Annotated in this window: 15 protein-coding genes, 2 tRNA genes and 2 pseudogenes; 5 read left to right on the top strand and 14 right to left on the bottom strand. The window is 68.6% G+C overall.

Features of this window, described 5'->3' with window-relative positions:
* From MKK69_RS25705 to MKK69_RS25690, 4 genes and pseudogenes are all read right to left on the bottom strand, one after another.
* Positions 1 to 432: pseudogene (locus tag MKK69_RS25705) on the bottom strand (transglutaminase family protein); the annotation flags it as partial.
* Positions 433 to 499: 67 nt separating this feature from the next.
* Entirely contained in the window at positions 500 to 1,429 is a 930-nt protein-coding gene (locus MKK69_RS25700) for a transglutaminase family protein (protein ID WP_243972659.1), read from the bottom strand.
* Positions 1,430 to 1,582: 153 nt separating this feature from the next.
* On the bottom strand, positions 1,583 to 2,122 hold the full coding sequence (locus tag MKK69_RS25695; protein ID WP_409564885.1) for a response regulator: 540 nt from the start codon (positions 2,120 to 2,122) through the stop codon (positions 1,583 to 1,585).
* Between the two features lie 176 nt (positions 2,123 to 2,298).
* Positions 2,299 to 3,471: a transglycosylase SLT domain-containing protein gene (locus MKK69_RS25690; protein ID WP_243972656.1), complete on the bottom strand. Its 1,173-nt coding sequence runs from the start codon at positions 3,469 to 3,471 to the stop codon at positions 2,299 to 2,301.
* A 314-nt stretch (positions 3,472 to 3,785) separates the two neighbouring features.
* Between MKK69_RS25690 and alaS the strand changes: the two genes are divergently transcribed.
* Positions 3,786 to 6,467 carry an alanine--tRNA ligase gene (alaS, locus tag MKK69_RS25685; RefSeq protein ID WP_243972652.1) on the top strand — a complete coding sequence of 894 codons (2,682 nt, stop codon included), beginning with the start codon at positions 3,786 to 3,788 and terminating at the stop codon, positions 6,465 to 6,467.
* An 84-nt stretch (positions 6,468 to 6,551) separates the two neighbouring features.
* Here the strand turns inward: alaS and MKK69_RS25680 are convergent, their stop codons facing one another.
* The 6 genes from MKK69_RS25680 to mdeB all read right to left on the bottom strand — a co-directional run bounded on the left by MKK69_RS25680 (position 6,552) and on the right by mdeB (position 14,369).
* Complete coding sequence (locus MKK69_RS25680; protein ID WP_243972650.1) at positions 6,552 to 6,827, bottom strand: hypothetical protein; 276 nt, start codon at positions 6,825 to 6,827, stop codon at positions 6,552 to 6,554.
* 110 nt (positions 6,828 to 6,937) lie between these two features.
* Positions 6,938 to 7,348, bottom strand: a complete 411-nt coding sequence (locus MKK69_RS25675) for a DUF2147 domain-containing protein (RefSeq protein WP_243972648.1) — start codon at positions 7,346 to 7,348, stop codon at positions 6,938 to 6,940.
* Positions 7,349 to 7,473: 125 nt separating this feature from the next.
* Positions 7,474 to 8,067, bottom strand: a complete 594-nt coding sequence (locus MKK69_RS25670) for a hypothetical protein (protein ID WP_243972661.1) — start codon at positions 8,065 to 8,067, stop codon at positions 7,474 to 7,476.
* A gap of 231 nt (positions 8,068 to 8,298) precedes the next feature.
* Positions 8,299 to 10,017, bottom strand: a complete 1,719-nt coding sequence (gene lpdA, locus MKK69_RS25665; protein WP_243972646.1) for a dihydrolipoyl dehydrogenase — start codon at positions 10,015 to 10,017, stop codon at positions 8,299 to 8,301.
* An 11-nt stretch (positions 10,018 to 10,028) separates the two neighbouring features.
* Entirely contained in the window at positions 10,029 to 11,456 is a 1,428-nt protein-coding gene (locus MKK69_RS25660; RefSeq protein WP_243972644.1) for a 2-oxo acid dehydrogenase subunit E2, read from the bottom strand.
* A gap of 237 nt (positions 11,457 to 11,693) precedes the next feature.
* Entirely contained in the window at positions 11,694 to 14,369 is a 2,676-nt protein-coding gene (mdeB, locus tag MKK69_RS25655; protein ID WP_243972642.1) for an alpha-ketoglutarate dehydrogenase, read from the bottom strand.
* Positions 14,370 to 14,810: 441 nt separating this feature from the next.
* Between mdeB and MKK69_RS25650 the strand changes: the two genes are divergently transcribed.
* A complete protein-coding gene (locus tag MKK69_RS25650; protein ID WP_007564896.1) occupies positions 14,811 to 15,299 on the top strand; it encodes an Lrp/AsnC family transcriptional regulator in 489 nt (162 codons plus the stop codon).
* A gap of 103 nt (positions 15,300 to 15,402) precedes the next feature.
* On the opposite strand, the gene MKK69_RS25645 is transcribed toward MKK69_RS25650, so the two are convergent.
* Positions 15,403 to 15,478, bottom strand: a tRNA-Ala gene (locus MKK69_RS25645).
* 149 nt (positions 15,479 to 15,627) lie between these two features.
* On the bottom strand, positions 15,628 to 16,005 hold the full coding sequence (locus tag MKK69_RS25640; protein WP_243972633.1) for a TIGR02300 family protein: 378 nt from the start codon (positions 16,003 to 16,005) through the stop codon (positions 15,628 to 15,630).
* Between the two features lie 243 nt (positions 16,006 to 16,248).
* Here MKK69_RS25640 and aroA point away from each other — a divergent pair, with 243 nt between their 5' ends.
* From aroA to MKK69_RS25625, 3 genes are all read left to right on the top strand, one after another.
* Positions 16,249 to 17,598 carry a 3-phosphoshikimate 1-carboxyvinyltransferase gene (gene aroA, locus MKK69_RS25635; RefSeq protein ID WP_243972632.1) on the top strand — a complete coding sequence of 450 codons (1,350 nt, stop codon included), beginning with the start codon at positions 16,249 to 16,251 and terminating at the stop codon, positions 17,596 to 17,598.
* A gap of 5 nt (positions 17,599 to 17,603) precedes the next feature.
* Positions 17,604 to 18,242, top strand: coding sequence for a (d)CMP kinase (cmk, locus tag MKK69_RS25630; RefSeq protein ID WP_243972631.1), 639 nt, complete (start codon positions 17,604 to 17,606; stop codon positions 18,240 to 18,242).
* Positions 18,243 to 18,337: 95 nt separating this feature from the next.
* A tRNA-Lys gene (locus tag MKK69_RS25625) sits at positions 18,338 to 18,413 on the top strand.
* Between the two features lie 702 nt (positions 18,414 to 19,115).
* Here the strand turns inward: MKK69_RS25625 and MKK69_RS25620 are convergent.
* Together MKK69_RS25620 and MKK69_RS25615 are read right to left on the bottom strand one after the other, a co-directional pair.
* The gene (locus tag MKK69_RS25620) at positions 19,116 to 21,302 is read right to left on the bottom strand and encodes a P-loop NTPase fold protein (protein WP_243972629.1); all 2,187 of its coding nucleotides are present in this window, start codon (positions 21,300 to 21,302) and stop codon (positions 19,116 to 19,118) included.
* A gap of 63 nt (positions 21,303 to 21,365) precedes the next feature.
* Positions 21,366 to 21,490 (bottom strand): annotated as a pseudogene (locus tag MKK69_RS25615) (IS630 family transposase); the annotation flags it as partial.

Genomic DNA, 21,490 nt, shown 5'->3' with positions numbered 1-21,490 from the left:
GCGCTCGTGGGCGTAGTCGACGATCGCCTGGACCCGGGCCCAGCCCTCCGGGGTCGAGCCGAACAGCGACCAGGCGGTCTGCGAGAGCTTGTCGGTGTCGCAGTAGCGCGAGCCGAGCAGGAACATCAGCACCGCGTCCGGTAGATCCTGGACCGCGATCTGGCGCGCCTCCGGCACCACCGGGTCGGGCAGGCCGGAATCCTGGACCGTGATGTCGGCCGAGACGGTCAGCTGGCCGGGCGGCGCGAGGATGCGGTGGCAGGTGTTGTCGAAGACGTCCTGATACGCGCGCGCCGGGATCGGCGGATCGAAGGTGATCACGTGCGGCGTCAGCACGTCGGGCATCCGCGACGGGTGAACGGTCAGCATCAGGATCATCGGGGTCGGCTGGGACATCGTGAAGGCGATATCGAAACCGGTCTTGATCTTCATCGCGGCCTTCTCACTGTGTCGCCATCCGCGCGGGGTCGCCACGCACGCTCGTTCCGGGTCCGGCAGCTTAACGCGCCGGGGTGGGGCCGGGCCCCTGACAGTCGGGTTGGGTCGTCGCCGTCGCGGCCAGCTCGACCACGTCGACCTCGACGCGCATGCCGAGATCGTCGCTGGCCAGGCCGAAGAAGGAGCCGTGCAGCGGCACCGCCTGCGCGGGGTCGCGGGTCACCGCGACGCGGATCAGGTCGCGGTTGCCGACGATGCCGTTGGTCGGGTCGAACTCGATCCAGCCGGCGCCGGGCAAGTAGACCTGCAGCCACGCATGGGTCGAGCCGCCCCCGACATGGCGCGCCCGGTCGTTGCGGGGATTGTAGAGGTATCCGGACACGAACCGCGCGGCCATGCCGAGGGCCCGCACGCCCTCCATCATCAGCACCGCGAAGTCGCGGCAAGAGCCGCGCTTGCCGCGCAGGGTGGTGAGCGGGTCCTGCACGCCCTTCTCGGACCGGGCCAGGTAGGTGAAGTTGGCCCGGACGCTGCGGGTCATGGCGGCCAGCAGCTCCTGCGTGGGGACCCGGCCCTGCTGCGGCAGGAAGCTGCGCGCCCAGGCATCGACCTCGTGGCGCGGGTCGGGCCATTGCCGCTCGATGGAGCGGGCGAGATCCGGCATGTCCTCGGCGCCGTAGCCGAACGGGTAGTCGGTCGCGTGCGGCGCCAGGGGGAAGACCGGCGCGTGCCCGGGCGTATGTTCGAGGGTGATGCCGGACGCGAAAGTCAGCCGCTCAGACCGGGTGTCGAAGGTCGCGACCGCGACGCAATTGCCGAAGACGTCGAACATCCAGCGCAGCGAGGCCGGCTCGGGGGTGATGTCCAGGGTCGCCTCGATCAGCCGCTGATCGTAGCTGTCCCGGGGCCGGAACATGATCCGGTGCTCCCCGAAGGATACCGGCCGCCGGTACTGATAGACCGTTCGGTGATTGACGGACAGGATCGGCAAATCGGCAGTCTCCGGGCTCGTGCCGACACGTCTTTCACCACAGTGAGGCATCCACCGATGCAAGAGCCGGGCCCGTCGGGGTCCGGCCCGGTCCGCCGCGCCATACACCGGGCCGGGGAGCCGGCTTCGCGATCGCCCACGCCGCCGGGACGCTCAGACGACCGGGGGCGCCGGCTCGGCGGTCGCGCGCTCCGCCTGGACCAGCACGTCGAGGGGGCGCCAGGGCTTGGGGATGAACACCGCCTCGGGCGGCAAATCGGGTCTGGGCAGGCCATGGCCCGAGGTGACCACCAGCCGCGCCCGGGGCCAGAGGGTCGCCACCGCCCGGGCGAGCTGCAGCCCGTCCATCCGGCCGGCGAGGCGGATATCGGCGAAGACCAGGGCGACGTCGCCGCCCCGTGCCTGAAGCACCGACAGGGCCGCCTCGGCGCTGTCGCAGCCGATGACGTCGAGCTCGGTCTCCTCGAGCAGGGTCTCGGCCAGGGCGCGGATCTCGGGATCGTCCTCGACCACCAGGGCGACCTGGGGATGGATCGCGGCGGCCGCGGCGATCTCGGGCCCGCGGCGCGCGGGCGCATCGTCGGCGGTCTGGCGGACGCGGCGGACGAGGGCGGCCAGATGTTCCGGTACGCCCTCGGTGACCAAATTATCGTAGACGGACGCGAGTGTACGACCGATCTGATCGAGCGGGATACCCGGCGATAGCGTATCGGTGAGCGGCAGGGGTGCGCTCGTCTGGTGCTTTCTCAAGGACTCCCCCCGAAGTCTTCCCGCACGCCGGAAAAAAACGCAGCGTACAGGGAGGAAAGTCGGCAATCCGCCGGTGGTTGCGCACCCGCAACCGAATCGCCCGCCGGCGCGCCGAGACGTTACTGGGTGGCGGTTTCCGCGTCCGCGTAGGCCATGATCCCCGACACGGCCTGCACGTTCTGGTAGCGCGACCCGCGCGCACTCATCATCGCCTCGAACTTCTCGTGGACCTGCGCCACCGAGAGGCTGAGCGGCTTGCGGTGCCGGCCCCGCCCGACGAACCGGTTCGCGGCGAAGAAGATCGAGCGGTTGGCCCGGGCCGGGCCGGGGAGCAGCGCGGCGGCGGCGGCGGCGGGCTTGTTCACCACGTTGGCGAGGAACTCGCCGGCGTCGTCGGGCCCGAGGAAGTGGGCGAGATAGACCTCGCCCAGGGACAATTCGTGCCCGATGCGCAGGGCGATGCGGGCGGCGTCGCGCTTCAGCATCTCGCCGGCCATCAAGGCGGAGAGATAAGGATCGCGGCGCAGTTCCAGCACCCGGGCGCGCTCGGCCTGATCGGTGATCACCGGCCGGTCGTTGGCATCGGCCGTGATGAGCGCAGCCTCCTTCGCGAGGCCGTATTTGGGTCCGAAATCCCGGACCACGCCGAGCCAGGTCCGCTCGATGAACTGGTACAGGCCCGTGGCCGAGGAGGTCTTGGCCTGGACCGCGGTGACGAAGCTCGATTCCTTGTCGGCCACCGCCATGAGCAGGACCGGATCGGTCTGCACCGCCTGCGCGGCGCGCACGATCGTCTGGACGAGGTGGCGCCGGATCTTCATCGGGCCGAATTCGAGGATGTCGTTCGGGTCGCCGGCCGCGCTTTCCGACAGGAGGAAGTCGTAGGATACGCGGTCGACCGTGTTGGAGCCGATATCGGTGTCGAGATCGTGCACGGCGGCGAAGCTCGACGAGGCGCGCAGCGGCGTCCGCTCCAGCTCGTCCTCCAGCGCGACAGTATGGATGCGCGGCCGCGGCATCGTGATCTCTGTGGCGGCCTCGGCGGGCGACACGGCCGGCGAGAGGCCCACCTTGCCGAGGTCCACCCCCGACCCGATCAGGGCGGCGCTGAGGCCGCCGGCGATGAGCGAGACCGTCAGCAGCGACCGGAACAGGGCCGGACGGCTGCCATGGGCACGGCCGAGCACCGGCTGCGCGGCGATCACGTCGGCATGGCCGGAGCCGAAATGGCCGGGCGCGGAGCCCGGCTTGCCCGTGATGGTCTTCGACGATCCGACCGCGCGGCCCTGCATCGTTGTCCCGAATCCTCGCGCGCCGTTGACGGCGCCAGAGACTCAACATCGCTTGACAGATGTGGCGACAACACGGCCGCGCTTGTGGCGGCTCTGGGGCGGAGACAGGTGTTTTCGCGGCGGATACCCGGGCGCCCCTCAAAACGGAGCCCCGCCGGATCGGCGGTGAGCGCGGAGCGACAAGGACTTAGACCCCGCGCTCGAACCCCGCCCCGATTGCAACGCGATCGGGAACGGCTCTAAGAGGGCGCCATGCGGGCACCGCTTCAAGGTGAGCGGAGCCCGGTCCCGTGTTCCTGCCAGAGTCAGCCCCGATGAGCGGCGTCAACGAGATCCGGTCGACCTTCCTCGACTACTTCGCGAAGGCGGGACACGAGGTCGTACCCTCTTCGAGCCTCGTGCCGAAGAACGATCCGACGCTGATGTTCACCAACGCCGGCATGGTGCAGTTCAAGAACGTCTTCACCGGCGTCGAGCGGCGGGCCTACGACCGGGCGACGACGGCGCAGAAATGCGTGCGGGCCGGCGGCAAGCACAACGACCTCGACAATGTCGGGTACACGGCGCGCCACCACACCTTCTTCGAGATGCTCGGCAACTTCTCGTTCGGCGACTACTTCAAGGGCCGCGCCATCGAGCTGGCCTGGAAGTTGATCACCAAGGAGTTCGGCCTGAAGCCGGACCGGCTCCTGGTCACCGTCTACGCCGACGACGACGAGGCGGCCGGCCTCTGGAAGAAGATCGCCGGCCTGTCCGACGACAAGATCATCCGGATCGGGACCTCCGACAATTTCTGGCAGATGGGTGATACCGGCCCCTGCGGCCCGTGCTCCGAGATCTTCATCGACCAGGGCCCGGCGCTCCAGGGCGGCCCGCCCGGCTCCCCGGACGAGGATGGCGACCGGTTCCTGGAGTTCTGGAACCTGGTGTTCATGCAGTACGAGCAGCTGGAGCCGGGGGTGCGCAACCCCCTGCCGCGGCCGTCGATCGACACCGGCATGGGCCTGGAGCGCATGGCGGCGATCCTCCAGGGCGTGCCCTCGAACTACGAGACCGACCTGTTCCGCGCGCTCATCGATGCGGTGGCGCACGCGGTCTCCCGCGCGCCGGAGCCCGGGACGCTCGCCTCGTACCGGGTGATCGCCGACCACCTGCGGGCCTCCTCCTTCCTGGTGGCCGACGGGGTGCTGCCGGGCAACGAGGGCCGCGGCTACGTGCTGCGCCGGATCATGCGTCGCGCCATGCGGCACGCCGAGATCCTGGGCGCGCGCGAGCCCACCCTCTACCGCCTCGTGCCGACCCTGGTCCGCGAGATGGGCCAGGCCTATCCCGAGCTGATGCGGGCCGAGAGCCTGATCGGCGAGACCCTGAAGCTGGAGGAGACCCGCTTCCGGCGCACCCTGGAGCGTGGCCTGTCGATCCTCGACGCGGAGAGCCGCGACCTCGCGGCCGGCGACAAGCTCTCCGGCGAGACGGCCTTCACGCTCTATGATACCTACGGCTTTCCCCTCGACCTGACTCAGGATGCCCTGAAGGCACGGGGTATCGGCGTCGACACCGACGCCTTCGCGGTGGCGATGCAGCGCCAGAAGCAGGCGGCCCGCGAAGCCTGGAAGGGCTCGGGCGACGCGGCCACCGAGACGGTGTGGTTCGGCCTGCGCGAGCGCCTCGGCGCCACCGAGTTCCTAGGCTACGAGACCGAGACCGCGGAGGGCATCGTCACCGCGCTGCTGCGCGACGGCGCCGAAGTTGCAAGCCTCGGATCCGGCCAGAGCGGTTTCGTCCTCGCCAACCAGACGCCGTTCTACGGGGAATCGGGCGGTCAGGTCGGCGATACCGGGCTGATCCTGGCGCCGGGCCTGCGGGCGCGCGTTACCGACACGCAGAAGAAGCTCGGTGACCTGTTCGTCCACCACGTGACCGTCGAGGAGGGGACGCTCGGCCTCGATCAGCCGGTGGAGCTGAAGGTCGATCACGCCCGCCGCCGGGCGATCCGGGCCAATCACTCGGCCACCCATCTGCTGCACGAGGCGCTGCGGCAGGTGCTGGGCGACCACGTCGCCCAGAAGGGCTCCCTGGTGAGCCCAGACCGCCTGCGCTTCGACATCAGCCACCCGAAGCCGATCGAGGCGGAGGAACTGGCCCGGGTCGAGGACATCGCCAACGCGGTGCTGCTCCAGAACGCCCCCGTCGTGACCAAGCTGATGGCGGTGGACGATGCCATCGCGTCGGGCGCCCGGGCGCTGTTCGGCGAGAAGTACGGTGACGAGGTGCGGGTCGTCTCGATGGGCCTGCCGGTCGGCGGGCAGCCTGAGTCGGGACGGCTCAGGAACTTCTCCATCGAGCTCTGCGGCGGCACCCATGCCGCGCGCACCGGCGATATCGGGGCGATCACCGTGGTGGCGGAGAGCGCCGTCGGCGCCGGCGTCCGCCGGATCGAGGCGTTGACCGCCGACGCGGCGCGTCACCATCGCGCCGGGGAAGCCCGGACGCTGGCGGCCCTCGCCGGCATCCTGAAGGCCCCGGTGTCGGAGGCTCCGGACCGCCTCACGGCGCTGATCGAGGATCGGCGGCGCCTGGAGCGCGAGCTGGCGGAGACCCGCCGCAAGCTGGCTATGGGTGCCTCGGAATCGGGATCGGGCGGGGGGGCGCGCCAAACCGAGATCGCCGGAATCGCCTTCCGCCGCTCGGTGGTCGAGGGCCTCGACATGCGCGACCTCAAGCCGATCATGGACGAGGAGAAGAAACGCCTCGGCTCCGGCATCGTGGCGATCGTCGCCGTGGCCGCGGACGGCAAGGCGGGCCTCGTGGTCGGCGTCACCGACGACCTGACGGCGCGCTACGACGCGGTCGGGCTGGTCCGGGCCGGTGCCGGCGCGCTCGGCGGCAAGGGCGGCGGCGGCCGCCGCGACATGGCCCAGGCCGGCGGGCCGAACGGCGCCGGAGCCGAAGCCGCCCTCGACGCCGTCGAGCAGGCCCTCACCGAAGCCGCCTGAGGCGCGTGCCCCACGTGAAAAGGCCGCCCCGTTTCCGGAGCGGCCTCGATTCAAGGGGTGGGATCGTCTGGGCCGTAGGGCGACTTACTTGCCGCCGCCGCCGCCCTGCGGGGCGACCCGCGACGGCTGATTGGCATTGCCGCCTGCCGCCGAATCGTTCGAGATCGTATCGGCCGGCTGTCCGGTCGGCGAGTAGGTGATCGCCGGATCGGCACCGGTGGCATTGGACTGGGTGCTGACCACGCCCGGCGCCCCGGACGGCACGACCACCGTGGTGCTGTTCGGCGTCTCGATGACTTGAGCGGTTGCCGGCGCGATGACGGCAAAGGCGAGAACGGTGGCGAGCAAAGTCCGGGTCATGAGAATTCCTATCGGTTCCGACCCAGGCAACTTCGATAGCGCACAATCGATCCTGCGATGTTGCGACGCGGCAAAAAATCTGCGATCCCAGCGTCGCGGGCCGCGCGGCTTCAGTTGGCCCGCGTCCAGCTCTGCCGCTTGCAGAAGACGCGCATGACGCAGCCGGAAACCTCGAGGGTGTTGGGCCCGGTGAGGCGCAGCGAGCCGGAATAGGTCTTGCCGTCGTTCGGGTTGTAGAGCGAACCCGCGTAGCCCGAACCGTCCGGTTGGCGCGCGTCGAGGATCTGGACGCCGACGACGCTGCGCCCGCGCAATGCCGGGTCGGGATTCTTGGCATCCAACGCCTTGCCGGGGGCGCTCACGATCGTCCCGCAGAACCCGCCGCCGCAGGGCGCGACGCGGATGCGCGAGCTGCCGGTCTCGGTAAGCCACAGACCCGCCGGATCGGCGGCCCGCGCCGGGCCGCCGGACGCGCCCGCCGCGAGCGCCAACAGAGCCGCAAGGCCAAGCCTCGAACGCATCCCATGCCTCCCGATGATTCTTCCCGCCCGAAGCATGATGCGGAACCCGGCGTTCCGATATCGTCAGGCGGTGACAGCGCCCGGCCGCGTGCCGCGGTGCGCGTGTCCCGGCCGACGCTTCTCCGTCAGCGCGTCGGGGTTGGCAACGCGGTGCCGAGGTAGGTCTCCACGACCTCGCAGAACGGTTGGCCCGCCCCGGTCGAGAGCACCGCGTCCACCTCGAACAGGGGATCGTCCGGACCGGACTCGGCGCCGGCGGCGCGAACCGCGACGGTCCGGCGCACCGGAGCGAGCGGGCGGACGACCCGGCCGAACGGAGTGCGGGTCCCGTCCAGCGTCGCGTTCATCTCGGGCGTCAGGCGGGCCGGAACGTACCAATTGTCGGCCTCAGACATCACGTGATCGCCGCAGACCAGGCGCACCCGGCGATAGCGCACCGGCTCCTCCGGGCCGATCGCCAACCGCGTGCGCTGCGCGGCGGTGAGCGGCTTCTCCGGCCCGGGCAGGCGCTCCGCCACAAGGTGCGGGTCGGTCGCCATCCTGTGCTCCGCGCACCAGCCTTCGAGGGCGAGCGTCGCGCTGTGGGCGGCGAGGATGCGGCCGCGCAGCCCCGCGACGAGGGCGTCCCGGCCCGTGGATTGGTCGATCGCGGCCGGTGTCTCGGCGAGGGCCTTGCCCGAGCCGCTCACCGGCAGAACGGCCAGCAGGGCCGCGAGTATGCGGGCGCGCGTGCTGTCGTCGCGGGACGCGGAATCGCCGCGACCGGGTGGATGCCCGATGGGCTTCGTCCGCGAAAAGGCTGACCCACGCCGCGACGGCAATTCCACACCGAGGCTCCTCATCGGACATGCCGGCTTCGGCCGGATGGCCCCGACCTCGGCGCGGGTTAGACGCCCGGGCCGGCCCGAAGTCCACCCCACGCGCCATGCCGGGCGCGGTCGAGAAGCACCCTATCGACCGGACGAGGCGCGCGCCGCCGGCGGCAGGTCGGTGCAGAGGCCGAGCGCGACCTCCGCGGCCAGGCCGACGGTCTCGCCCAGCGTCGGATGCGGATGGATCGTCCGGCCGATATCGACGGCGTCGGCCCCCATCTCGATGGCGAGGGCGATCTCGCCGATCATGTCGCCCGCGCTCGGACCGACGATGGCTCCGCCCACAATCCGCCTGGTCCCGGCTTCGAACAGCAGCTTCGTCAGGCCGTAATCCGCGCCGTTGGCGATGGCCCGGCCGGAAGCCGCCCAGGGAAAGCGCGCCACCTCGACGCTCCGGCCCGCCGCCCTGGCGGAGGCCTCCGTGAGCCCGACCCAGGCGATCTCCGGATCGGTATAGGCCACCGAGGGGATCACCGCGGCGTCGAACCCGGCCCTGTGGCCGGCGGCGACCTCGGCGGCGACGTGGCCCTGATGCACGGCCTTGTGGGCGAGCATCGGCTGCCCGACGAGGTCGCCGATGGCGAAGATGTGCGGCACTTCCGTGCGCATCTGGCTGTCGACCGTCACGAATCCCTGCTGCACCGCGACGCCCGCGGCGTCGAGGCCGAGCGCCGCCCCGTTCGGCCGGCGGCCTGCGGCCTGGAGCACGAGATCGTAGCGCGTCGCCTGCGCCTCGCCCGCCAGGGTCACGGCGATGCCCTCCGGGCCAGCCGTCGCGGCGACGACCTCGGCGCCGGTCAGCACGCGGTCGAACCGATGGGCGTTGCGCTTGGTCCAGACCGCCACGAGATCGCGGTCCACGCCCTCCAGCAGGTTGGGCAGCCGTTCGACGACGTCGACCCGGGCGCCGAGCGCGCTGTAGACCGTGGCCATCTCCAGGCCGATGATGCCACCGCCGATCACCAGCAGCCGGCCCGGTACGAAGGGCAGTTCGAGCGCCCCCGTGGAATTCACGATGCGCGGATCGTCCGGCAGCATCGGCAGGGCGACCGGCGACGAGCCCGCCGCCACGATGGCGCTGGCGAAGGCGAGGCTCGTCTCGCCGCCCGCGTGCAGCGCCACCGTCACCGCGTTCGCCCCGGTGAAGCACGCGGTCCCGCGGATCACCGCGACCTTGCGCTGACGCGCCATCTGGGCGAGCCCGTCAGTGAGGCGGCGTACGGTGCCGGCCTTGAAGTGGCGCAGCTTGTCCAGATCGATCGTCGGCGCGCCGAAGCTGACGCCGTGCGCGGCGAGGCGCTGGGCCTCCTCGGTGACGGCCGCCACGTGCAGCAGCGCCTTGGACGGGATGCAGCCGACATTCAGGCACACGCCGCCCAGCGTCGCGTCGCGCTCCACCAGGATCACCCGCCGCCCGAGATCCGCGGCCCGGAAGGCGGCCGCGTAACCGCCGGGGCCGCCACCGATCACCAGCACGTCGCACTCCGCCTCCGCGGTTCCCGCCGTCGCGGGCGCTGCCGTGGCCGGTATCGCTGGGGCCTCACCGGTGACCGCCTCCACGGCGGCGATGCGGGCGACCAGGGTGCCGGCCGAGACCGTGTCGCCGAGGCCCACCAGCATCTCCACGAGCCGTCCCGCCACCGGCGACGGGATGTCCAGGGTCGCCTTGTCGGATTCCACCACCAGCAGAGTCTGGTCCTTGGCGACGGCTTGGCCGGGCGACACCGGAATCTCGATCACCGGAACGTCGGCATAGTCCCCCAGATCGGGGACGCGGATCTCGTGAGTCTCGGGCATGGCGGCGTCGATCACAGCAGGGCGCGGCGCAGGTCCGACAGGACCGACGCGATGTGGCCGAGGAAGCGGGCGGCGGCGACGCCGTCGACCACGCGATGGTCCCAGGACAGGCTGAGCGGCAGGATCAGCCGCGGCTGGAAGGCGTTTCCGTCCCAGACCGCTTCCGTGCGTGAACGGGCCGCGCCCAGGATCGCGACCTCTGGGGCGTTGATGATCGGGGTGAAGCCGTCACCGCCGATGCCGCCCAGCGACGACACCGAGAAGCACCCACCCTGCATGTCCGTACCCGAAAGGCTGCCGGCCCGGGCCTTGTCGGCCAGCGCCGCCATCTCGGTGGCGATCGTGATCAGGCCCTTGCGGTCGCAGTCGCGGACCACCGGGACCATCAGGCCCTTCGGGGTGTCCACGGCGAAGCCGACATGGACGTACTCCTTGAGGACGAGGTCGGAGCCCTCCAGGGAGGCGTTGAAGCGCGGATAGGCCCGCAGGGCGAGGGCGGCGGCCTTGATCAGGAAGGCCACCATGGTGACCCGCGCCGGCGGCGTGCGCGTCTCTGTGTTCAACCCGACCCGGAACGATTCGATCTCGGTGACGTCGGCCCGGTCGAAATTGGTGACGTGCGGGATCGTCAGCCAGTTGCGGCTGAGATTGGCCCCCGAGATCGTCTGGATCCGCGACAGCGGCTCGCGCCGCACCGGGCCGAATTTTTCGTAGTCCACCGTCGGCCACGGCGGCAGCAAGGCGCCGATCCCGGAGGGCGCCGCTGATGTCTGGGCTGGGGCCTGGAGCGCCGCCTTGACGAAGGCGTGCAGGTCCTCGCGCAGGATCCGCCCCTTGGGGCCGGTGGCGGGCACCCGGTCGAGGGTGATCCCGAGTTCGCGGGCGAGCTGGCGCACGGACGGGCTGGCGTGGACGTCGCCCGACGTGACGGGCCGCTGATCGTCGTTCGACGGCTGGGCCGGGGGAAGGCTCGCTCCCAACATGCCACGCGCGCTCCCTCCCCCCTCTGCGGGGGAGGGTGGCCCCCGAAGGGGGTCGGGAGAGGGGAGCGCGGTATCCGGAAGAGTCACGACAGGTGTGAAACCCGCATCGTCGCGCTGCCCCTCTTGCGGGACTTCGTCCCGGCCCCCCCTGCTGCGCAGGGTACCCTCCCCCGCAGAGGGGGGAGGGGGAGGCGCGTCGACCGTTTCGCCGCCCTCCGCGGGCTCGACCATCAGAATCGGCGTGCCCTCCGAGACCTTCGAGCCCACCGCGACCAACAATTCCCGCACGGTGCCGGCGACCGGGGAGGGGACCTCCATGGTCGCCTTGTCGGATTCGATGCTCAGGATCAGGTCGTCCACGGCGAGGCGGTCGCCCGGCTTCACCAGGAGTTCGATCACCGGCACGTCCCGGTAATCGCCGATATCCGGGAGGGCGATCTGCAGTGCGGCGCTCATGCGGGCGGGTTTCCGTGGCTTGTCTTGGGTGGAGTGGTTCTTGGGGGCGAGGTCCGGGGCCGGGCCGCGCGGCGTTCGTTCGCGCTCTAGCCTCTGTCCCACCCACACGCTCATCCTGAGGTGTGAGCGAAGCGAGCCTCGAAGGAGGGCTCCAGGGATCGCGCGGCCAGCTGGAGGGCTCCTTCGAGGGCTCCGCTTCGCTCCGCCGCCTCAGGATGAGGACCCGGGTTGGATGTCTTAGATCGTCCAGGGCGCCGGCGTGTCGGCGTCGATGCGATAGCGCCGGATCGCCTCGGCGACCGTGGCCCGCGGCACCGTGCCGGCCGCGGCGAGCGCGTGCAGGGCGGCCACCGCCACGTGCTGCCGGTCCACCTCGAAGAAGCGGCGGAGCGCATTGCGGGTGTCGCTGCGGCCGAACCCGTCGGTGCCGAGCGTCACGAACCGGGCGCCGACATAGGAGGCGATCAGCTGCGGGTAGGCCCGGACGTAGTCGGTCGCCGCCACGACCGGCGTCGCGCCCGGGAGCAGCGCGGCCACGTGGCTCACCGGGGCATCCGCCTCCGGGTGCAGCATCGCCTGCCGCTCGGCCTCGCGGGCATCGCGTGCCAACTCGCTGAAGCTCGTGACGCTGAACACCTCCGCGGCGACGCCCCAATCCTGCGCCAGCAGCACGGACGCGGCGATCACCTCCGGCAGGATCGCGCCCGAGCCGAGGAGGCGGATCGCGGCCGGCCCGGTCTCGGGTCCCGACAGGCGGTACATCCCCTTGAGGATGCCGGCCTCAGCGCCCTCCGGCATGGAGGGCTGGGCGTAGTTCTCGTTCATGGCGGTGAGGTAGTAGAAGGCGTCCTCGCCCTCTTCCATCATCGCCCGGGCGCCGCGATCGACGATCACCGCCATCTCGTAGGCGAAGGCGGGATCGTAGGCCCGGCAATTCGGGATCGCGGCCGCCGCGAGGTGGCTCGACCCGTCCTGGTGCTGCAGGCCCTCGCCGCCGAGCGTCGTGCGGCCCGCCGTGGCGCCGATCAGGAAGCCGCGCGCCCGCTGGTCGGCCGCGGCCCAGATCAGGTCGCCGACCCGCTGGAAGCCGAACATCGAGTAGTAGATGTAGAACGGCAGCATCGACAGGCCGTGGACGCTGTAGGCGGTCGCCGCCGCGGTCCAGGACGAGATCGCCCCGGCCTCGGTGATGCCCTCCTCCAGCAACTGCCCGTCGCGGGCCTCGCGGTAGTAGAGCATCGAGCCGGCATCCTCCGGCTCGTAGAGCTGCCCCTCGGGGGCGTAGATCCCGACCTGCCGGAACAGGTTGGCCATGCCGAAGGTGCGCGCCTCGTCGGCGACGATCGGGACGACGCGCGGCCCGAGATCCTTGTGCTTCAAGAGGTTGCCGAACAGCCGGACCACCGCGGTGGTGGTCGACATCTCCTTGCCGGCCGCCTCCAGGGCGAAGCCCGCATAGGTCGAAAGCGGCGGCACCGTCACGGTCGGCGCCGTGCGGCGGCGGGCCGGCAGGACGCCGCCCAGCATCTCCCGGCGCTCGCGCAAGTAGCGCATCTCGGCGCCGTCCTCGGCCGGCTTGTAGAAGGACAGGCCCTCCACCTGCGCGTCGGAGAGCGGCAGGGCGAAGCGGTCCCGGAAGGCGCGCAGAGCCTCCACGTCGAGCTTCTTGGCCTGGTGGGAAGTCATGCGCGACTCGCCCGCGCCGCCCATGCCGTAGCCCTTCTTGGTCTTGGCCAGGATCACGGTCGGCCGGCCCTTGGTCGCCTTGGCGGCGGCGAAGGCCGCGTAGAGCTTGCGGAAATCGTGGCCGCCGCGCTTCAGCCGGTCGACATCGGCATCCGACATGTGCGCGACGAGCTCACGCACCTCCGGGTCCTCCCCGAAGAAATGGGCGAGGTTGTAGGCGCCGTCCTTGGCGCCGAGCGTCTGGTACTTGCCGTCCACGGTGTCGGCGAAGCGGCGCAGCAGGGCGTGGTTGGTGTCGCGGGCGAAGATCGCGTCCCACTCGGAGCCCCACAGCACCTTGATGACGTTCCAGCCGGCCCCGCGGAACAGGCTCTCCAGCTCCTGGATGATCTGGCCGTTGCCGCGCACCGGCCCGTCCAGCCGCTGCAGGTTGCAGTTGATGACGAAGGTGAGATTGTCGAGCTTCTCCCGCGCGGCGATCGCGAGGCCGCCGATCGATTCCGGCTCGTCCATCTCGCCGTCGCCGAACACGCCCCAGACGTGCCGGGCGGAGGTGTCGGCCAAGCCCCGGTGGCCGAGGTAGCGCATGAACCGCGCCTGGTAGACCGCGTGGATCGGGCCGATGCCCATCGAGCCGGTCGGCACCTGCCAGAAATCCGGCATCAGCCAGGGATGCGGATAGGAGCAGAGGCCGTCGCCAGCGATCTCCTGGCGGTAATGCTTCAGCTGCTCCTCGGACAGGCGGCCCTCCAGGAAGGCCCGGGCGTAGATGCCGGGGGCCGAATGCGGCTGGAAGTAGACGAGGTCGCCGTCCGGCCCGCCCTTGAAGAAGTGGTTGAACCCGACCTCGAACAGCTCGGCCGCCGAGGCGTAGCTCGCCACGTGCCCGCCGAGCTCGCCGTAGGCCATGTTGGCCCGCACCACCATGGCGAGCGCGTTCCAGCGCATGATTGAGGTCAGGCGCTCCTCGATGTCGAGGTCGCCCGGGTAGCGCGGCTGCTTCTCGAGCGCGATGGTGTTCCGGTAGGGCGAGTAGGGCAGGGCCTCGTCGAGGATGCCGATCTCCTTCGAGCGCCGCTCCAGCCGGTCGAGGATGAAACGCGCCCGCGCCGCGCCCTCGGTGCGGAACAGGGATTCGAGGGCGGCCAGCCAATCCTGGGTCTCGGCCGGATCGTGATCGACCTCAGCGGAGCGTGCGATCGTCGTCCTCGGCGGTATGGCGTTCATGGGGCAGCTCCCGGATTTTCATCGGAGCATACGGGTTCGGACGCGGGCCGACATGCCGAATTTTTGTCATACGGCACCGATGATTGGCATGGGTTGCCCAGTTCGCCGCTGAAACTGGTACATTCTGCCGGCCGCGCGACCCGCTCCGGGCCAACCACGCGGTGAAGGATGTCCCTGCGACCCATTCGTCGGTCTTCGAGACGGCTCACCGTCGGATCGTTCGGTGCCTCGTCGCACGCCGTCACTGCGCGCGCAGCGAGGCCACCCGGTGCGCCGCGCGATCGCCAACCGTAGCGCTGCCCCAGGTTGGTTCGCTGCGCACGCAAGGAGGGTCGGCGCATGCGCAAGGGGACGCCCTCCTCGATCGGCACCACCAAAAGCTTTCCTTCCATCCGGCGATCAGCGGCATGCTATGCCCGTCGCAAAACGGAGAACGAAAACGTGGTCTCCCGACCGGCCCATCTGGACGCCGCCAGCCTCCGCATCCTCGAACGGCTGCAGCAGGACAGCGAGATCAGCATCGCCGATCTCGCAGAGCAGGTCGGGTTGTCGACCTCGCCCTGCTGGCGCCGGGTCAACGACCTGAAGGAGGCCGGGATCATCCGGGGCTGCGTCGCGGTGGTCGACCCGATGAGCCTCGGGCTCGCGGTGAACGTCTTCGTCCACGTCTCGTTGGAGAAGCAGACCCAGGCCGCGCTCCAGGCCTTCGACGAGGCGGTCCGCAGCCGCCCGGAGGTGATGGAATGCTACCTGATGAGTGGCGAGGCCGACTACATGCTGCGGGTGGTGGTGGAGGATCTCGGCCAGTACCAGCGCTTGGTGCTCGACCACCTCACCCGCATCCCGGGGGTGGCCAATATCCGCTCCAGCTTCGCGCTAGGGCAGGTGAAGTACACGACGGCACTGCCGCTCGGTCACCTGACGCGGTGATCCGACGACGCCCGCGCGACCAATCGCGGGGCAGGGCGGCGGACATCATGAAAATTGGGGCGCGCGCAGCGCCCGATCCGAACACGACGCGCTGAAGGGAGGATGGTGGAGCCTAACGGGATCGAACCGATGACCTCTTCCATGCCATGGAAGCGCTCTCCCAGCTGAGCTAAGGCCCCACTTTCATCCGCCGCGGTTTGGGTCCCGCGGGGCCTCGCCGTCCGGCTGTCGTCCGGCGAGGCCGGTTCTATAGGCGGCTCGCGCCGCGGACTCAACCCCTTTTTTTCGTCTCGGTCGGGGTGTTTTCGGAGGCGGTGCGGAGACCGCCTCAGCTCTCTTCGTCGTTCTCGATGTCGCCGTCGATGAGGTCCGCGACGTCGTCGTCGCCGGCATCCTCCTCCTCGAGGAAGGTATCGTCCTCGGCGGCATCCCCGTCTTCGACCGTCTCGTCCTCGGGTGTCGGATCCGCCTCGTCCTCGGCGGCCTCGACCTCGTCGAGCGAGACCAGCTCCGGACCTTTCTCGTCGGTCTCTTCCTCATCGTCGTTCGACGCCCGCGACACCACCGGCGCCGCAACCCGGCTGGTGGCGGCCGCCTGATAGACCGCCCCGCATTTGGGACAGACGGCGGGGTCGCGGGCGAGGTCGTAGAACTTCGCGCCGCAGCTCATGCATTGGCGCTTCAAGCCAAGTTCCGGTCGGGCCACGGGCGGACACCTCGTCGTCACTACTATCTCGGGGGAGGGGCCCCGTTAGTCGGGGGCGCCGCCCCTGTCAATCGAACCCGCGCGACCGAATCCCGGGCGGCGGGCTCGCGGGGGATCCGGTGGATGACGTGCGACGGTGCGCGTGTTAACCGCACCGCGGTTTCACGGTCCGATTGCAGCGGCGCGGCGATCCCGCGCGACGCGCCGGACCCCAGCCCACCGTCGAGCCCGATCGGACGTCCCGTGTCTCACGATTCGCCTCCCGAGCCCCTCACCGCCGCACCGGGCACGTCCCTCCGGGGGCGGCTGCGTCCGCCGGGGGACAAGTCGATCTCCCATCGGGCGATGATCCTCGGCCTGCTCAGCGAGGGCGAGACCCGGGTCGAGGGCCTGCTCGAGGGTGACGACGTGCTGCGCACCGCCGCCGCCGCCAGGGCGCTGGGGGCCGGGGTCGAGCGCCTCGGCGCGGGCCGCTGGCGGGTGCGGGGCGTGGGCATCGGCGGGCTGTGCGATCCGGCCGACGTGCTGGATTTCGGCAATGCCGGCACCGGCTCCCGGCTGATGATGGGCGTGGTCGGCGGCCAGCCGGTCACCGCGACCTTCGACGGCGACGCCTCCCTGCGTTCGCGCCCGATGCGCCGGATCCTCGACCCGCTGACCCGCATGGGCGCCCAGGTCCTCGCCGAGGCCGAGGGCGGGCGCGTGCCGCTGACCCTGCGCGGGCTCAAGGAGGCGATCCCGATCACCTACGAGACGCCGGCCGCCTCGGCGCAGATCAAGTCGGCGGTGCTGCTCGCCGGCCTCAACGCCCCCGGAACCACCACGGTGATCGAGGCGGCGGCGACCCGCGACCACACCGAGCGGATGCTGCGCCTGTTCGGCGCCGCGGTCAGCGTCGTGCCGCACGGGCCCGAAGGACACGGCCGCAGCATCGCGCTCACCGGCCAGCCGACCCTGCGCGGGACCGACGTGGTGGTGCCGGCCGATCCGTCCTCGGCGGCGTTCCCGCTCGTGGCGGCGCTGATCGTGCCGGGCTCCGACGTGGTAATCGAGGGCGTGATGATGAACCCGCTGCGCACCGGCCTGATCGCCACGCTGCTCGAGATGGGCGCGCAGATCGAGCGCGTGGCCGAGCGCGACGAGGGCGGCGAGACCGTGGCGGATCTGCGCGTGCGGGCGAGCCGCCTGACGGGCGTCGACGTGCCGGCCGAACGGGCGCCCGCGATGATCGACGAGTACCCGGTCCTGGCCGTGGCGGCGAGCTTCGCCGAGGGCCGGACCCGGATGAACGGTCTGCACGAGCTGCGCGTCAAGGAATCCGACCGGCTCGCCGCCGTGGCCGCGGGCCTCGCGGCCAACGGCGTCCGCCACACGGTCGCGGGCGACGACCTCGTGGTCGAAGGGGACGGCACGGCACCTGCAGGCGGCGGCACCGTGGCGACGCATCTGGATCACCGCATCGCCATGGCGTTCCTGGTGATGGGTCTCGCCACGCGGGACCCGGTGACGGTGGATGACGGGGCGATGATCGCGACGAGCTTTCCGAGCTTCCTGCCGACCATGCGGGCCCTCGGCGGCCGGATCGAAGGGTGAACCGCATGCCCCTCGTGATCGCGATCGACGGCCCGGCCGCTTCGGGCAAGGGTACGCTGGCCAAGCGACTGGCCGACCATTACGGCCTGCCGCATCTCGACACCGGCCTGCTCTACCGCGCCGTCGCCCTCGCCCTGATCGATGCCAGCCTGGCGCTCGACGACCACGGTGCGGCGGCCCGGGCGGCGCAGGCCCTCGATCCGGAGAAGCTCGACGACCCGCGCCTGCGCGATCGGGCGATGGGCGAGGCGGCCTCGCGGATCTCCGCGGTCCCGGAGGTCCGGGCCGGCCTCCTGGCCTGGCAGCGGCGCTTCGCGGCCGATCCGCAGGGCGCGGTGCTCGACGGGCGCGACATCGGCACGGTGGTCTGTCCCGAGGCCGAGGTGAAGCTGTACATCACGGCCTCCCCGGAGGAACGGGCGCGCCGCCGCCACCGAGAACTGTCCGGCCGCGGCGACACCGCGACCTTCGCGGCGATCCTGGCCGACATCGAGGCCCGCGACGCGCGCGACGCCGCCCGGGCCGCGGCCCCGCTGCGCATGGCCGGCGACGCGGTGCGGCTCGACACCACGGACCTCGACCCGGACGCCGCCTTCGACGAGGCGCGCGGCATCGTGGAGCGTGCGCGGGGCGGCGCCCGCTGAGGGTTCGTCCCCGGCCTCGTGTTGACCCCCCGGTCCCGCTCACCTATTGCGAACGCGCCGTCCCCAGCGACCCGCCGCAGGCGTATCGGGGGCGCGAGCGCGTAGCTCAGCTGGTAGAGCAACGGACTTTTAATCTGTAGGTCTTGGGTTCGAACCCCAACGCGCTCACCAACAAACCCAGAGACTTAGGCGCAAATTGATGCCTGTTTGGCGAGGAGTTGGGTTCGTAGGGTAACGCCACGGGTAACTTGGGTATGGCGTCCCTTGCTGGGGCTGCTACCCGGCATACTAGGCTGACGTTTTGCAGGTCGTCCTGCCGTATACCGCACGGCAGTTCGCCCAGGCTGGCGTGCAAGCCTGCGACCGCCTGCCGCATAAGCGGCGTTCTGCATGGTGCACGGGGAGTTAACGGGTTGCCGCGAGCATCTAGCCTGGAACGAGGCGCGAGCGGCGAGCCGACCAAGACGAACCGCTCGCGTCCCGGACCTGGCAGGAGTGGAAGTCCGGCGCGGGGTCCATACCTGCGTCGGCACCTGTCTGCACAAGCCTACAATACGGCAAGCATGGTTACGGAACCGTTAAACCGGGGGGCTTGTACGTCACCCAAGTGGGCTCTTGGCCGTCCGTCAGCCTGGAATCGAGCTTGCGGCGTACGACGCCCGGCGACACCGCCTCGGCGTTGCGGATCTGCCGGGCCTCGTGCACCTGCTTGCGGGTTAGGCCGAGGTCCGAGACGGTAGCCGGGGCAGTGTTCCCGGCCGGAACACTGCCGCCGTGCCGCGATTGCGTGGCCACTCCACCCCGCTTCTAAGCCGCGTCGTACTCATCCGCGAGTCGACGCTTGGCCTGCGCCTCAATTTCGAAGGCGTCGGCCTATTCATCCTGCAGATTGTCGAAGCGCCCTTTCGCATTGAGAGCTCGGAGAAACCGTTGTGCGAGATCAACGCCGCCATTTTGCTTGGCATTAATCTCGACGAGGCGCTGAGCTAGGGCATCAACATCGAGATATTTGGAGACCTCGACGCGGTCTAAACTGAAGTATTGAGTTGCGACGTAATCCCCAAAACTCTGCGTCGCATCGCTAGTTAGCGCCGCTTCGGCAAGAGCGAGAACAGCGGCATCATTGTCCATAAGTGATTTTGTCCATGCTCGAGCGGTGTCTGAGTTTGTCATCAACACCCATCGAGACAACAGCTCCCTTAGGTTCAACTGCTGAATTAGCGTCCCATCCACAGCCATGTTTTGCAGTTTGTGGAGCAAGCTATCTTGAATTTGCTTCAATCCTGCCTCGTCAATTGTCTGCTGTTCCGGCGGAAGGTCGGCGCCCCCCTTATGTAATCCGTGCTCACCTTCCAATGCCAATACGACAAACAACAGCACGACTAGACTTGAAGCCCGTTGAATAGCGTCCAATATGATACCGACACGCAGATCATATGGGACTCGTTTCAACATCGGCGACAAAGCAAACCAATAATCCCATGTGAATGGAAATGCGGACATAACCGAACCACGATCATGATGCCCGCTAAGAAAACTTCCAGCGTTGAGAAGTGTTTTTGCCGCTGCCGTCGCATCTATTTCTGAAAATTCTGTGCTTCGGTTTTGTATGGCAGAAAATACTAGAGCGGCTTTGGTTGTTCCGTTTCTGCGTTTTTGTGCAGTAAATTTTTGTACTGTATCCACGAAATTTGCCATTTCACGGAGGGATTCTAGAAGATCTGAGACGTCGCTCGCTCGCAGCGCGTCATCTCCAAGAGCAAAAGTGAAATATGTCGGGAAGTGCCGCGATGTGCAAACTAATCTCGCGCGCTCCCATTTCAGCAGAAATTCGCCGTCATAGAAGGAGTTGTCCCAAATAGCTTGCAGTTTTGGAAACAATTTTCGAAGCGTCTCTTTGGCCTGTTCGGACTTTGTCGGCGATACCTTGTCAAGCAGATCCTTCCCGATCCCGTCATCGTCCCGCATTCTTCGGTCGGCCAAGCCTGTGAGCGCGGCCTGATGATCGCGTATATAATAATATAGGCGGGGCTCAAATGTCCTTAGGGTTTCTATCGCAACGAAATCTATGATATTTACGTCATCAATAACAGGCCAAAGCGAAACGCCTAACGCGTTCAATAGCCTACCGACATCCCTAGGGGTTTTGATCCAGGGGAAAATGCAACCGTACAATATATTCATGTCGCGTGTGCTGGACTCATAACGCTTGTGCGCTATCAGTTCGTTGATGCCGTCTATTAAAACTTGACGGAGATCGACTTCATGAACAGCCGGAAGATCAAAAGATGCCTGAACGATCTTTTCAAGCCACTCAGGCCCATCAGTTGTTGCCGGCTCACCAAGCGCGCGTCTTGCTATATCGCGATCAAATACTAACAGGTAGACGACGCTAGGAAGATCTGCTACAGACTTAACAAGTCTAAAAATCTGCTTAATCTCATCGGCCGGCAACCGGTCGACATCATCAATGATAACCAGAATTCTTTGGCCCTGCTCCTTCAGCGCACTGATCAGCTCCTGTCGAGCTTTGTCCAGGCTGTCATTTTCATTCAGGTATGGCTGCAATGCCTCAAGGCCGTTTTTGATTAATGGCGCAACCAGTCCTCCACCGGGCGCCATCCCAACTAGCGCAGAGAGCAGCTCTTTGGAGCCAGTCAGCTTACGACCAACTTTTCTGAGCCCTTCAGAAACTTTAGTGGCAACTTTTTTGTCTAATGACGCGGCCAATTCAGAGAAGAACATCTTTGTGAGATCTGATTGCTCCGAGAACCACCATGGATTGAACCGGACCACGATGATTCGGTCATCAGCAACCTTCCGTGCTTCGAGCTCTTCCATCGCCTCGACGAGCATATTCACGGCGCTCGTCTTCCCGCTGCCCCAGGGGCCATGAATTGCGTAAACGATTCCATCTGAAGGGGGCCGCTTGACGATACTGGTCGCGATCGCTCGCGCGAAAGGGGCGTACCCTAGACGGTCCTGAGCAGCATTCTCGATCGGTCTGTCACCGCTGAGCGGGCGGCTTTCGGCTAAGCTTTGATCTGTGCTGTTGGTCATAGTCCAGTTTAACCAACGTCGTATCTCGCGCCCAGGCCGCTATCAACTTAGAGCTGTTCCCGCCTATGTAGCGACGGCCAAGTCATTTTCGTAACCGGCAGCTGTGAGGCAGTTGCGGCACTCGTCTGAGGTAAAGCCGGTGAAGGCTTCGCGGATGGTTGCCCAGAGGTCGGGCACGGTGCGGGCGG

This window comes from Methylobacterium sp. J-026, assembly GCF_022829585.1.
GTDB lineage: Bacteria > Pseudomonadota > Alphaproteobacteria > Rhizobiales > Beijerinckiaceae > Methylobacterium.
Note: the sequence above shows the minus strand (reverse complement) of the source record. Positions and strands in the feature narration are given on the sequence as shown.

Excerpts from the sequence above, each read along its gene's own strand:
- MKK69_RS25690 (WP_243972656.1), bottom strand. The coding sequence starts at position 3,471 with ATGCAGGGCCGCGCGGTCGGATCGTCGAAGACCATCACGGGCAAGCCG.
- alaS (WP_243972652.1), top strand. The coding sequence starts at position 3,786 with ATGAGCGGCGTCAACGAGATCCGGTCGACCTTCCTCGACTACTTCGCG.
- MKK69_RS25680 (WP_243972650.1), bottom strand. The coding sequence starts at position 6,827 with ATGACCCGGACTTTGCTCGCCACCGTTCTCGCCTTTGCCGTCATCGCG.
- MKK69_RS25675 (WP_243972648.1), bottom strand. The coding sequence starts at position 7,348 with ATGCGTTCGAGGCTTGGCCTTGCGGCTCTGTTGGCGCTCGCGGCGGGC.
- lpdA (WP_243972646.1), bottom strand. The coding sequence starts at position 10,017 with ATGCCCGAGACTCACGAGATCCGCGTCCCCGATCTGGGGGACTATGCC.
- MKK69_RS25660 (WP_243972644.1), bottom strand. The coding sequence starts at position 11,456 with ATGAGCGCCGCACTGCAGATCGCCCTCCCGGATATCGGCGATTACCGG.
- mdeB (WP_243972642.1), bottom strand. The coding sequence starts at position 14,369 with ATGAACGCCATACCGCCGAGGACGACGATCGCACGCTCCGCTGAGGTC.
- cmk (WP_243972631.1), top strand. The coding sequence starts at position 17,604 with ATGCCCCTCGTGATCGCGATCGACGGCCCGGCCGCTTCGGGCAAGGGT.
- MKK69_RS25620 (WP_243972629.1), bottom strand. The coding sequence starts at position 21,302 with ATGACCAACAGCACAGATCAAAGCTTAGCCGAAAGCCGCCCGCTCAGC.